The sequence below is a fragment of the Streptomyces sp. cmx-4-9 genome (genome assembly GCF_046548835.1).
Taxonomy (GTDB): Bacteria; Actinomycetota; Actinomycetes; order Streptomycetales; family Streptomycetaceae; genus Streptomyces.
Window position 1 is genome coordinate 140301 of sequence record NZ_JAEBEE010000013.1, and the last position, 13910, is coordinate 154210.

The 13910-nt window shown below is 71.4% G+C and carries 5 protein-coding genes, 1 tRNA gene and 1 rRNA gene; 1 reads left to right on the plus strand and 6 read right to left on the minus strand.

The window, feature by feature from the left end; genetic code table 11:
- Positions 1-98: 98 nt before the first annotated feature.
- The 4 genes from ACLJTM_RS33130 to ACLJTM_RS33145 form a co-directional block, all read right to left on the minus strand.
- Positions 99-995, minus strand: coding sequence for a helix-turn-helix domain-containing protein (locus ACLJTM_RS33130; RefSeq protein ID WP_411107520.1), 897 nt, complete (start codon positions 993-995; stop codon positions 99-101).
- Between the two features lie 316 nt (positions 996-1311).
- Positions 1312-4155 (minus strand): DNA translocase FtsK, encoded by a 2844-nt coding sequence (locus tag ACLJTM_RS33135; protein WP_411107507.1) that lies wholly within the window; start codon positions 4153-4155, stop codon positions 1312-1314.
- A gap of 162 nt (positions 4156-4317) precedes the next feature.
- Positions 4318-5004 (minus strand): two-component system response regulator, encoded by a 687-nt coding sequence (locus tag ACLJTM_RS33140; RefSeq protein ID WP_411107508.1) that lies wholly within the window; start codon positions 5002-5004, stop codon positions 4318-4320.
- A gap of 271 nt (positions 5005-5275) precedes the next feature.
- Positions 5276-10807: a HAMP domain-containing protein gene (locus ACLJTM_RS33145; protein ID WP_411107509.1), complete on the minus strand. Its 5532-nt coding sequence runs from the start codon at positions 10805-10807 to the stop codon at positions 5276-5278.
- A gap of 168 nt (positions 10808-10975) precedes the next feature.
- On the opposite strand from ACLJTM_RS33145, the gene ACLJTM_RS33150 reads away from it, so the two are divergent.
- A complete protein-coding gene (locus ACLJTM_RS33150) occupies positions 10976-13558 on the plus strand; it encodes a SpoIIE family protein phosphatase (RefSeq protein ID WP_411107510.1) in 2583 nt (860 codons plus the stop codon).
- A gap of 146 nt (positions 13559-13704) precedes the next feature.
- Here ACLJTM_RS33150 and ACLJTM_RS33155 read toward each other — a convergent pair.
- Together ACLJTM_RS33155 and rrf are read right to left on the minus strand one after the other, a co-directional pair.
- Positions 13705-13780 (minus strand) — tRNA-Thr (locus tag ACLJTM_RS33155).
- Between the two features lie 5 nt (positions 13781-13785).
- Positions 13786-13902 (minus strand): 5S ribosomal RNA (gene rrf, locus ACLJTM_RS33160).
- Positions 13903-13910 lie beyond the last annotated feature (8 nt).

Sequence of the window (13910 nt, forward strand, 5' to 3'; positions counted from 1 at the left end):
CGCCCGTCCCCCCACGGCCGGATCCCCGGGCGCTGCGGCGGCTACCGCGCAGCACCCGGGGATCCGGATTCAAGCCTTCCGCCCTGGGGCGGGTCCCTTCAGCCGGCCTGGGGCTCGCCGGCCAGGGGGTCTGCCCTGGTGTAGGTGAGACGTTCCACCTGACCCGGCTGGAAGTCTTCCTTGATCTCCTTGCCGTTCACGAACAGCTTCACGGCGCCGGCGTCGCCGAGCACGAGGTCGACGGACTCCTTGTCCGTGAAGGTCTTGGACTCGCCCTGGCTGAGGGTTCCGTCGAAGAGCAGCCGGCCGTTGTGGTCCTTCGCGGAGATCCAGCTCTCTCCGGTGTCGGCCGTCAGGACGACCGTGACGAGGTCCTTGGGCGCGGCGGCGATGGCGCTGTCCGAGGGCTCGGGCTTGGGCGCCTGCGGGCTCTGGGGGGTCTGGGCCGGCGGGTTGCCGCCGGACTGCTTGGGTGCCGGCTTCGGGGAGGCGGAACCTTCCGCCACCGGTCGCTTGCCCTGGCTGTCGCCACCGCCGAAGGCGGTGAAGCCCACGAAGCCGATCACGGCGACGATGGCGGCGACCATGGCGGCGGTCCAGTTGGGCCGCTGCCTCTCGGGGCGGATGCGCTCGGCATCGAACATCGGCGCGGCGGGGGTGGGTGCCGGCCGGCCGCCGTGGGCCGCGTCGTACGCCTCGACCAGGGATTCCGGATCGAGGTGCACGGCGCGGGCGAGCGTACGGATGTGGCCGCGGGCGTAGACGTCGCCGCCGCAGCGTGTGAAGTCGTCCTCTTCGATCGCGTGCACGATCGGGATGCGCACGCGGGTGGTGGAACTGACCTCGTCGACGGTGAGCCCGGCGGCGATCCGGGCCTTCTTGAGGGCCGTCCCGATGGACGGTCCTTCGACGGGACGTTCGACGAGGCGGTCCTCGGACCGGTCGTCGGTCGAAGGCCGCTCTTCTTCGGGGGAGTTGGAGTTGCCGATGGACACGAGGGCGCCTTTCGAGCGTGTAGCCACCTGCTGGAGGTCCAGTCTAGGGGGGTGACGAAAGGGTGGAGCAACCGGAGGGAGGACTTCCTACGCCATCCGAATGGCGAGGGGTGTTCCGGCCCGTTGCGGTGGTCGCCACCGGGTCCGAACCGCCGCCCTGCTCAACTGGACGCGCGCCCGGAGGAAACGGTTGCTCGCCTCATCGCGTGAACCGGGACCCCTCCCCGGGGCCCCCGCCCGAGCCGGCCCCGGGCCCCTCCGCATGCCCCCTCCACAGCCGTGCGCACGCCCCGGCGAGGGGCGCGCACCCCGCGGGCTACGCCTGGGCCTCTCCCCGGATGACGGCGAGCACCCCGTCCAGCTCGTCGGCCTTCAGCAGCACGTCCCGCGCCTTGGACCCCTCGCTGGGCCCCACGATGTTCCGCGACTCCATCAGGTCCATGAGCCGCCCCGCCTTGGCGAAGCCCACGCGGAGCTTGCGCTGGAGCATCGAGGTGGAGCCGAACTGGGTGGTCACCACCAGCTCCGCCGCCTGGCACAGCAGGTCGAGGTCGTCGCCGATGTCCTCGTCGATCTCCTTCTTCTGCTTCTGCCCGACGGTCACGTCGTCCCGGAAGACGGGAGCCATCTGGTCCTTGCAGTGCTGGACGATCCCGGCGATCTCGTCCTCGGTGACGAAGGCCCCCTGGAGGCGGACCGGCTTGTTGGCCCCCATCGGCAGGAACAGCCCGTCGCCCTTGCCGATGAGCTTCTCGGCGCCCGGCTGGTCCAGGATGACCCGGCTGTCGGCGAGCGAGGAGGTCGCGAAGGCCAGCCGCGAGGGCACGTTCGCCTTGATCAGACCGGTGACCACGTCCACCGACGGCCGCTGCGTCGCGAGCACCAGGTGGATGCCGGCGGCCCGGGCCAGCTGGGTGATGCGGACGATCGAGTCCTCGACGTCGCGCGGGGCCACCATCATCAGGTCGGCCAGCTCGTCCACGATCACCAGCAGGTACGGGTACGGGCTCAGCTCGCGCTCGCTGCCCGGCGGCAGTGTGATCTTGCCGTCCCGGATGGCCTGGTTGAAGTCGTCGATGTGCCGGAATCCGAAGGCCGCGAGGTCGTCGTAGCGCAGGTCCATCTCGCGCACCACCCACTGGAGCGCCTCGGCGGCCCGCTTGGGGTTGGTGATGATCGGCGTGATCAGGTGCGGGATGCCCTCGTACGCGGTCAGCTCGACCCGCTTGGGGTCGACCAGCACCATCCGCACGTCCTCCGGGGTGGCCCGGACCATGACGGAGGTGATCAGGCAGTTGATGCACGAGGACTTGCCGGACCCGGTGGCGCCGGCCACCAGCACGTGCGGCATCTTGGCCAGGTTGGCCATGACGTAGCCGCCCTCGACGTCCTTGCCGAGCGCGACCAGCATCGGGTGGTCGTCCTCGGCGGCGTCCGCCAGGCGCAGCACGTCGCCCAGGTTGACCATCTCGCGGTCCGTGTTGGGGATCTCGATGCCGACCGCGGACTTGCCCGGGATGGGGCTGATGATCCGCACGTCCGGCGAGGCCACGGCATAGGCGATGTTCTTCGCCAGCGCCGTGATCTTCTCGACCTTCACCGCCGGGCCGAGTTCGACCTCGTAGCGGGTGACCGTCGGGCCCCGGGTGAAGCCGGTGACGGACGCGTCCACCTTGAACTCGGCGAAGACATTGCTCAGCGAGGCGACGACCGCGTCGTTGGCGGCGCTGCGGGTCTTGCCGGGACCGCCGCGCTCCAGCAGGTCGAGCGAGGGCAGCGCGTACGTGATGTCCCCGCGCAGCTGGAGCTGCTCGGCGCGGGCCGGCAGCGCCTGCGGCTCCGGCGGGCTCTTCGTCAGGTCCGGCACCGACAGGGTCCCGGAAGCCGCGGCGGTCGTCGCGTGCGGCTGAGCGGCCCGGACGGCCGGCGCATCGGCGAGCAGCTCGGTGTCCGCCGTACCGGCAGGGTCGGCGCTGTCCGCGGCGCCGACCCCGGCCCGGTCCCCCGGCGCGCCGGCCGGTACGGGGCGCCCCCCGCGGGCCGGCGGCACCGGGGCGGTGGCCCCGGCGCCCTCCGCGGGGGCGATGCCGTGGGTCAGGTCGGCGACCAGCGGGGAGGGCGGCAGCCCCCCGTACACCGCGCCGTCCAGTGCGGCCGCGGCCGCCGCGGCCACGTCGACGGCGTCCATCCGCCGGTCCCCGGCCGGCCGGGCCGCGGCCCGGCGCGGCTTGCGCCGCCGGGCGAGCGCGGCCTCCTCGGCCTCGTCGGCCGGGTCCTGGGCGCCGCCGCGGGCCCGCCACTGCTCGGGGTCGTGCCGCTCGGCGCCCACGGGGGCGCCCTCGAAGTCCCCGTACTCCTCGTCGTACTCATTCGGCGCGATGATCCCCAGCCGGATCCCGAGCCGGCGCAGCCGCTGCGGGATCGCGTTGACCGGGGTCGCGGTGACCACGAGGAGCCCGAAGACGGTGAGCAGCACCAGCATGGGCACGGCCAGCGGCGCGCCCATCGTGAAGATCAGCGGCTTGGAGGCGCCCCACCCGATGAGCCCGCCCGCATCCTGCATCGCGGTGGTGCCCTCGTCGCGGCCGGGCGCCCCGCAGGCGATGTGGACCAGGCCCAGGACCCCGATGACGAGCGCGGACAGCCCGACGCCGATGCGGCCGTTGGCGTCGGTCTCCTCGGGGTGGCGGATGAAACGTGCCGCCATGACGCCGAGCAGGACCGGGACGAGCAGGTCCAGGCGCCCGAAGGCACCCGTGACCAGCATCGTGACCAGGTCCCCGACCGGGCCGCTGAGGTTCGACCAGGTTCCGGCGGCGACGATCAGCGCGAGGGCGAGCAGCAGCAGGGCCACGCCGTCCTTGCGGTGGGCGGGGTCGAGGTTCCTGGCGCCCTGGCCGACCCCGCGGAAGACCGCGCCCACCGCGTGGGCGCAGCCCAGCCAGAGGGCGCGCACGAGCCGCACCACCCCGTTGGCCGGCGAGGGCGCGGGCTTGGCCGCGACCTTCCTGACCGGGGCGCGCCTGGCGGCCGCGGCCTTCTTGGCCGGGGGCCTGCGCGCGGGCGCGCCCTTCTTCGCCGGCGCCGCCGTACGGCCGGTGCGGCCCTTCGCGGTGCCCGCACTGCTCGGGGAACCCTTGCCGGACGTACGTGAGGCCATGGGGGCGAGGTTACCGGTGCGCACGCCGGTGGACACGCGTGCCCACCCCTTCACCCGTTCGTGTCGCCGTCTCCCCGGGTGCGCTGACGCACCGCCAGACCTGACACGCCCGCAGGCCCCGTACGGCGGGGCCTGCTTCGCGGGCGGACGGGGCGGCGGCGCTCAGCCCTGGGCGGGCAGCATGGGCGCGCCCCCGCCCGCACCGGGCTCCAGCGCGTCGAGCGCCCGCCGCAGGCCGGTGAGCTTGCGCTCCAGGTGGGCGGCGGTGGCCACCACCCCGGCATCGGCCGACTCCTCGCCGAGCTGCTTGGTCAGCGCCTCGGCCTGCTCCTCGACCGCCGCGAGCCGCGCGGAGAGCTCGGCCAGCAGTCCGGCCGTCTCCTTGCTGCCGTCCGAAGCGCCGTTCGGGCTGCCGCCTTCGAGCTGAAGCCGCAGCAGGGCCGCCTGCTCGCGCAGTTGGCAGTTCTTCGTGTACAGCTCCACGAACACCGACACCTTGGCCCGCAGCACCCACGGGTCGAAGGGCTTCGAGATGTAGTCCACCGCGCCCGCGGCGTACCCGCGGAACGTGTGGTGCGGACCGTGGTTGATCGCGGTGAGGAAGATGATCGGGATGTCCCGGGTCCGCTCCCGCCGCTTGATGTGCGCGGCAGTCTCGAACCCGTCCATTCCCGGCATCTGCACATCCAGCAGGATGACCGCGAAATCGTCCGTCAGCAGCGCCTTGAGCGCTTCCTCCCCTGACGACGCCCGGACCAGTGTCTGATCGAGCGCGGAGAGGATGGCCTCCAGCGCCAGCAGATTCTCCGGCCGGTCGTCGACCAGGAGGATCTTGGCCTTCTGCACCATGCCTCCTCCTCGCCCCGGCATGGGGGCTCCCCGGCTCCTGGCTCCGGCCTGTACGCCGGGCCCCGCCCCAGAGGACGGCATCCTTGCGCCGTCCGTCCTTGTGCCGGTCATCGTAGCCCCAGTCCCGAGATCGCCACACCCTGTCACCAGGATGTCACTGTGCACGAAACACAAACGTGGCGGGAGAGCGGAAGGTTCCCTGCCGCCCGCTCTCCCGTGACGCCTGCACCACCCTGCGTCAGCGACGGGTGTCAGTACGCCGTCACAGCGATCACTTCCCGCGCATCCACTGCTCCATCACCGACAGCAGGTAGTCCGGGTCGACGGGCTTGGTGACGTAGTCGGAGGCCCCGGAGTCGATGGCCTTCTCCCGGTCCCCCTTCATCGCCTTGGCCGTCAGCGCGATGATCGGCAGCCCCGCGAACTGCGGCATCCGCCGGATCGCCGAGGTCGTCGCGTACCCGTCCATCTCGGGCATCATGATGTCCATCAGTACGACCGTCACATCGTCGTGCTGCTCCAGGACCTCGATGCCCTCGCGCCCGTTCTCCGCGTACAGCACGGCCAGTCCGTGCTGCTCCAGCACGCTGGTCAGCGCGAAGACGTTGCGGACGTCGTCGTCCACGATGAGCACCTTCTCACCGTGGAAGTCGTAGGTCCGCGGCGCCGACGGAAGCTCCTCCTCCGGGTTGCTCCAGGCGTCCTGGGCCCCCTGCACGTTCGGCTGCCCCGGCACCGCCGTACGCGGCTCCAGGTCGCTCAGGGCCTTGCGCCGGCGGCGGAACAACCCCGCACCGCCCTGCCCCTGCCCGGCCGGCTCCGGTGCCGGCCCCGCGGCGGACGGCAGCGCGGCCCGGCCCGGCTGGCCCTGCGCGGGCGCCGCGGGCGCCGACAGTGCGGGCCGCCCCTGGTCGGCGGGCCTGCTGCGGTACAGCTCCCCGCGGGCGCCGCCCGGCGTGGGCGGCGCGTAGCCCTGCGGCGGCAGCTCGCTGGGGTGCAGGGGCAGGTACAGCGTGAAGGTGGACCCCCGGCCGGGCTCACTGGCCGCATGGACCTCACCGCCCAGGAGCCGGGCGATCTCCCGGCTGATGGACAGGCCCAGCCCCGTACCGCCGTACTTGCGGCTCGTCGTACCGTCCGCCTGCTTGAACGCCTCGAAGATCACCAGCATCTTGCTCGCGGCGATGCCGATCCCGGTGTCGGTCACCGAGAAGGCGATCAGGTCGGCGTCGGGCTCCCGCAGCGACCCCGCCTCCAGCAACTGCTCGCGGATCGCCTGCGGCACGTCCGGTCCGGCAGGCCGGATCACCAGCTCCACCGCCCCGGTGTCGGTGAACTTCACCGCGTTCGACAGCAGGTTGCGCAGCACCTGGAGCAGCCGCTGCTCGTCGGTGTGCAGGGTCGCGGGCAGCTCGGGCGAGACCCGGACCGAGAAGTCCAGGCCCTTCTCCGCCGTCAGCGGCCGGAAGGTGGCCTCCACGTAGTCGACGAGCTGGACCAGCGCGATCCGCGTCGGCGAGACGTCCATCTTGCCCGCCTCGACCTTCGACAGGTCCAGGATGTCGTTGATCAGCTGGAGCAGGTCCGAACCCGCGCCGTGGATGGTCTCGGCGAACTCCACCTGCTTCGGCGACAGGTTCTCGTCCGCGTTGTCGGCGAGCAGCTTGGCCAGGATCAGCAGCGAGTTGAGCGGCGTCCGCAGCTCGTGCGACATGTTCGCCAGGAACTCCGACTTGTACCGCATCGACACCGCGAGCTGCTCGGCGCGCTCCTCCAGGACCTGCCGGGCCTCCTCGATCTCGGTGTTCTTCACCTCGATGTCCCGGTTCTGCCGGGCCAGCAGCTCGGCCTTCTCCTCCAGTTCGGCATTGGCCGCCTGAAGGGCCTTCTGCCGGTTCTCCAGTTCGTCGGAGCGCTCGCGCAGCTGCTCGGTCATCTCCTGCGACTGCTTCAGCAGCACCTCCGTCTTGGAGTTGACGCTGATGGTGTTGACGCTCGTGCCGATCATCTCGGCGATCTGGCTGAGGAAGTCCTTCTGGATCTGCGTGAAGGGAGTGAAGGAGGCCAGCTCGATGACGCCCAGCACCTTCCCCTCGAAGAGCACCGGCAGCACGATCACGTGCGCCGGCGGCGCCTCCCCGAGACCCGAGGAGATCCGCAGGTAGCCGGGCGGGGTGTTCTCGACGAGGATCGTCCGCTTCTCCTCGGCGACCGTCCCGATCAGCCCCTCCCCCGGCCGGAACGACGTGGGCATCTGGCCGCCGGCGTACGCGTAACTCCCGCGCATCCGCAGCTCGTACGAGCCGTCCGCGCCTCCGTCGGTACCGATCTCGGTGCTGCCGCCGGTCGGCAGCGCCAGGAAGAAGGCGCCGTGCTGCGCCGAGACCACCGGCGTGAGCTCGCTCATGATCAGCTTGGCCACGTCGTCGAGTTCCCGGCGCCCCTGCATCAGGGCCGAGATCCGCGCCAGGTTGCCCTTGAGCCAGTCCTGCTCCTTGTTGGCCAAGGTGGTGTCGCGGAGGTTGACGATCATCGTGTTGATGTTGTCCTGGAGGACCTGGATCTCGCCCGCCGCGTCCACGTCGACCTTCAGGCTCAGGTCGCCGCGGGTCACCGCGGTCGCCACGGCCGCGATCGCGCGGACCTGCCGGGTGAGGTTCCCGGCCATCTCGTTCACGGACTCCGTCAGGTCCCGCCACGTGCCGTCGACGTCCCGGACCCGGGCCTGGCCGCCCAGGATGCCCTCCGTGCCCACCTCGCGGGCCACCCGGGTCACCTGGTCGGCGAAGGACGACAGCTGGTCCACCATCGTGTTGATGGTGGTCTTCAGCTCCAGGATCTCGCCCCGCGCGTCGATGTCGATCTTCTTGGTCATGTCGCCCTTGGCGATGGCGGTCGTGACCATGGCGATCTGCCGCACCTGACCGGTCAGGTTGGAGGCCATGAAGTTCACCGAGTCGGTGAGGTCCTTCCACGTACCGGAGACACCCGGCACGTGCGCCTGGCCCCCGAGGCGGCCCTCCGTACCCACCTCGCGGGCCACCCGCGTGACCTCGTCGGCGAAGGAGGACAGCGTGTTCACCATCGTGTTGACGGTGTCGGCGAGCTGGGCGACCTCGCCGCGCGCCTCGACGGTGACCTTCTTCGTCAGGTCGCCGTTGGCCACCGCCGCCGAGACCTGCGCGATCCCGCGCACCTGGGCCGTCAGGTTCCCGGCCATGGTGTTGACGTTGTCGCTGAGGTCCTTCCAGATGCCGGTCACCCCGCGCACCCGGGCCTGACCGCCGAGGATGCCCTCGGTACCCACCTCGCGGGCCACCCGGGTCACCTGCTCCGCGAACGAGGACAGCTGGTCGACCATCGTGTTGACCGTGGTGACCAGTTCGAGGATCTCGCCCTTGGCGTCGACCGTGATCTTCTTGGACAGGTCGCCCATGGCGACGGCCGTGGTCACCTCGGCGATGTTGCGCACCTGCGAGGTCAGGTTGTTGGCCATGAAGTTGACGGACTGGGTGAGGTCCTTCCAGGTGCCGGAGACGCCCTTCACCTCGGCCTGGCCGCCGAGGATGCCCTCGGTGCCCACCTCCCGGGCCACCCGGGTCACCTGCTCCGCGAAGTTCGAGAGCTGGTCGACCATCGTGTTCAGGGTGTTCTTCAGCTCCAGGATCTCGCCCCGGGCGTCCACGTCGATCTTCTGCGACAGGTCACCGCGCGCCACCGCCGTCGCGACCTGTGCGATGTTGCGCACCTGCGAGGTCAGGTTCCCGGCCATGCCGTTCACCGAATCCGTCAGGTCCCGCCACACGCCGGCCACTCCGGGCACCTGCGCCTGACCGCCGAGACGGCCCTCGGTGCCCACGTCCCGGGCGACCCGGGTCACCTGCTCGGCGAAGGCCGAGAGCTGGTCGACCATCGTGTTGATGGTGTTCTTCAGCTCCAGGATCTCGCCCCGGGCGTCCACGTCGATCTTCTGCGACAGGTCGCCCCGCGCCACCGCCGTCGTCACCTGCGCGATCTGGCGCACCTGCGAGGTCAGGTTCCCGGCCATGAAGTTGACGGAGTCGGTGAGCTCCTTCCAGGTCCCCGACACCCCCTCCACCCGGGCCTGCCCGCCGAGGCGGCCCTCCGTGCCCACGTCCCGGGCCATCCGCGTGACCTGGTCGGCGAACGAGGACAGCTGGTCCACCATCGTGTTGACGGTGTTCTTCAGCTGGAGCATCTCGCCGGAGACGTCGACGGTCACCTTCTGCGACAGGTCTCCGTTGGCCACCGCCGTCGTCACCTGCGCGATGTTGCGCACCTGGCCGGTGAGGTTGCGGAAGGCGGTGTTCACCGAGTCGGTGAGGTCCTTCCACGTCCCCGCCGCACCCGGCACCTGCGCCTGACCGCCCAGTTCACCCTCGACGCCGACCTCACGGGCCACGCGGGTCACTTCCGCACCGAAGGACTGGAGCTGGTCCACCATCGTGTTGACGGTGTTCTTCAGCTCCAGCATCTCGCCGGCCACATCGACGGTGACCTTCTGCGACAGGTCACCGTTGGCCACCGCCGTCGTCACCGTCGCGATGTCCCGCACCTGCGTGGTGAGGTTGCGGAAGACCGTGTTCACCGAATCGGTGAGGTCCTTCCACGTCCCCGCGGCGCCCGGCACCTGCGCCTGACCGCCGAGTGTCCCCTTGGCCCCGACCTCGCTGGCCACGCGCGTGACCTCGTCCGCGAAGGTCCTCAGGGTCTCGGTCATCTGGTTGATCGTTTCGGCCAGCTGCGCCACCTCGCCGCGCGCGCTCACCCGGACCTTCTGCGACAGGTCGCCGTTCGCGACCGCCGTCGTCACCTGCGCGATCCCGCGCACCTGCGCCGTCAGGTTCCCGGCCATCGTGTTGACCGAGTCCGTCAGGTCCTTCCACACCCCCGCGACCCCGGGCACCTTCGCCTGGCCGCCCAGCTCGCCCTCCGTCCCCACCTCGCGGGCGACGCGGGTCACCTCGGAGGAGAAGGAGGACAGCTGGTCCACCATCGTGTTGACGGTGTTCTTCAGCTGGAGCATCTCGCCGGCCACGTGCACGGTGACCTTGCGAGAAAGATCACCCTTCGCCACGGCCGTCGTGACCAGGGCGATGTCACGCACCTGGGCGGTGAGCCGGTACGCCATCGTGTTGACGGAGTCCGTCAGGTCCTTCCAGGACCCCGACATCCCGCGCACCTGGGCCTGTCCCCCGAGCTTGCCCTCGGTGCCCACCTCCAACGCCACACGCGTCACCTCGTCGGTGAACGCGGACAGCTGGTCGACGAGGTTGTTGACCGTACGCCCGACCTTGAGGAACTCCCCGCGCAGCGGGTGCCCCGCCCCGTCGGCGGTCTGCGTCCGCAGGTCCATCCGCTGGTCCAGGTCGCCCTCGGCGACCGCCGACAGCACCCGGCCCACCTCGGACACCGGCCGGGCCAGGTCGTCCACCAGGTGGTTCGAGGCATCGATCGCCGCCGCCCAGGAGCCCTCGCAGGCGCCTGTTTCCAGCCGTTCGCTCAGCTTGCCCTCACGGCCCACCATCCGCCGGACCCGGGACAGTTCCCCGGTCAGGTGCAGATTCCGGTCGGCGACCTCGTTGTAGACGGCGGCGATCTCCGCCATCACGCCTTCGCCCGACACCGTCAGCCGCTTGCGGAAGTTCCCGTCCCGCATCGACACCAGGGCCGTGAGCAGCCGGTTCAGAGCGGCGGTGTCGACCTCCGTCGTCCCGTTCCGCCGGGACCGACCGCCCTTCGGCCGCGTACCCGTACGCCGCACCGCTGCGCCAGACTCCACCGTGTCCCTCCCGAAAGGGTCGACCGCTGTTCCACCGGACACCGGGCTCCTCGCGAGCCGGTTCTCCAAGCCTGCCCAGTGTTTCACCCTGGCCGAACCCGGCCATAACACTTCGGCACCATCGCACACCCGCCGTACCCTGCGGGTGGAATCCCCGACGACGGCACCATGCCGACCGCGAAGGTAAGTAACCTGGCACCCGATGTCCAACCGCGTCGAAGGAGACTCGTGATCACGGCACGGGCGGCTGCCACGTTCGACCCCTTGGGGCGCTCGGTCGCCGCCGCGCGCGCTTTCGTCCGCGACACCCTGCAGGGCTGGGGCTTCGCGGACATCGTCGACGACGCCGTGGTCCTGACGAGCGAGCTCGTCACCAACGCCGTGGTGCACGCCGGAACCCGCGCCGAGGTCCTGTGCCTGCGCGCCGAGGACGGCATCCGCGTCGAGGTCGCCGACCGGTACCCGGAGCGCGAACTCCCCCTCCAGCACCCCGGTGAGCGCCCGTACGCCGACCCCGACCGCGAGAACGGCCGCGGGCTGATGCTCTGCGCCGCCCTCGCCACCCGCTGGGGCGTCGAGTACACCGCCACCCACAAGCACGTGTGGTTCCGCCTCGACCTGCCGGACCGGCCGGTCGGTACCCGCTCCGCGGGCCCGCTGGTCCCCGACCGGCTGCTCCCCCTCGCGGAGAGCCGGGTCCGCGTCGCGGTCCTCCAGGTCGACGCCTCGGACGCGGTCTCCGCGTGGAACGACGACGCCGAGCACATCTTCGGCTACCCGGCCGAGAAGGCCGTGGGCCGCCCGCTCGCCGAGCTCGCCGCCTGGCCGCAGACCCCGGGCACGGGCACCGGCATCGCGGAGGCCCTGCGGCTGTCCCGCTGGGAGGGCAGCTATGGCATCCGCGGCGCCGACGGCCGCGTGATCCCCGTGTACGCCTCCCACCTGCGGGTCCGCGATGCCCACGGCGAACCGTCCATCGTCTGCCTACTCGTCCACGACGACGAGCGCGCCCTGCTGCAGACCCCCGTACGGGTCCCCGTCTCCGACAGCGGGCAGCTCACGGAACCCCGGCCGGACCCCTTCGAAGTCTTCATCGGCTCTCCCGCCCCCGACGACCTCGACGGCCTCCTGCAGCGCACCGTGGAACGCGCCCGCGACCTCCTCGACGCCGACTCCGCCTTCCTGCTGCTGGCCACCGACGACGAGACCGAGCTGGAGGTCCGTGCCACGACCGGCCTGCCCTCCACCCGGCAGCGCTTCGCCCGCGTCCCGGTCGAAGCGGGCACCAATCGGTACGGCTCCGCGCGGATGCCGGCCGTCCACGACGACCTGTCCGCCGTGCCGGGCGCCGTCCCGCTGCTGGAGGCCACCGGCATGCGCTCGGCGGTCACCGTCCCCCTCAAGGTGGAGGGCCGGCTCACGGGCTCCCTGGGCGTCGCCGCGGAGGTCGCCGGCCGCTACTCCAACGAGGAGGCCCTGCGCCTCCAGTTCGCCGCGGACCGCATCGCCCTGGCCGTGGAGTCCGCGCGCCTGGGCGAGTTGGAACGCCTGCGCCGCGGCTCCCTCTCCTTCCTCGTCGAGGCCTCCGACCTGCTGGCCGGCACCCTCGACCGGGACCAGACCCTGGCGCTCATGGCCCAGATGACCGTGCCGACGCTCGCCACCTGGTGCGCCGTCTACACGATCGCCGACCCGGCCTCGGACCCGTTCCTCTCCTTCGTCCTGCACGAGGACGAGGAGCGCATCGACGGCCTCAAGGCCCTGCTCTCCCGAGTCAGTCCGCCCGAGTCCGTCCGCGAGGCGGGGGCCCGCCCCTGGCCGGAGGCGGCGCTGGCGGTCGGCGGGGAGACGGTGGTCCTGCCGCTCCTGGCCCGCAACCGCGTGATCGGCCTGCTGACCCTGGGCAAGCCCAGCGAGGAGCACTTCCGCCAGGAGATCCTGGAGCTCGCCGAGGACCTGTCCCGGCGAGCCGCCCTCGCCCTGGACAACGCCCGGCTCTACTCGGAGCGCACGGCCATCAGCCGCTCCCTCCAGCGCAGTCTGCTTCCGCCCGGCTCGCCGGCGGTCCCCGGCATGGAGGTCGAGGTCATCTACCGCGCGGCCGGCGAGGGCAACGAGGTGGGCGGCGACTTCTACGACGTCTTCCCCATCCGCGAGGGCGTGTACGGGTTCGCCATCGGCGACGTGTGCGGGACGGGCCCCGAGGCCGCCGCCGTCACCGGCCTGGCCCGCCATGCGCTGCGCCTGCTCGCCCGGGAAGGCCTGGGCGGCCCCGCGGTCCTGGAGCGGCTCAATGCCGCGATCCTCGACGAGGGCGCCCGCAGCCGCTTCCTCACCCTCCTCTACGGAGAACTGCACCCGCAGCCCGACGGCTCGGCACTGATGAAGGTGGTCTGCGCCGGCCATCCGCTGCCCCTGCGGCTGCGCCCGAACGGCGAGGTCGTCCCGGCCGCCGACCCGCAGCCCCTGCTGGGCGTGATCGACGACCTCGACCTGTACGAGCAGAACGTCACCCTGGACCCGGGCGATGTCCTCCTGTGCGTCACCGACGGCGTGACCGAGCGCCGGGAGGGCGCACGCATGCTGGGCGACGACGGCCTGGCGGAGGTCCTCACCACGTGTACGGGCCTCACGGCGGGCGCCGTGGCCTCCCGGGTGCTGCGTGCGGTGGAACGTTTCGCGGCGGAGCCGGCCTCGGATGACATGGCCATCCTGGCCTTCCGCGTACCGCACCAGCGCGAGGGCGACTGAACCCCTGCACGGTGTGCGGAGAGGGCGGGCCGGTTTCCTCCGGCCCGCCCTCACTGCGCCCGCCCCTGGCGGACCTCCACAGCGAACTCGCGGCACCGACCCGGAAACGCAAAAAGGCCCCCGCCATGAGGCGGGGGCCTTTTTCGTGGAGCCCTTTAACGGAATCGAACCGTTGACCTTCTCCTTACCATGGAGACGCTCTACCGACTGAGCTAAAAGGGCGAGTTGTTCGGCGGCGTCCTACTCTCCCACAGGGTCCCCCCTGCAGTACCATCGGCGCTGAAAGGCTTAGCTTCCGGGTTCGGAATGTAACCGGGCGTTTCCCTAACGCTATGACCACCGAAACACTATG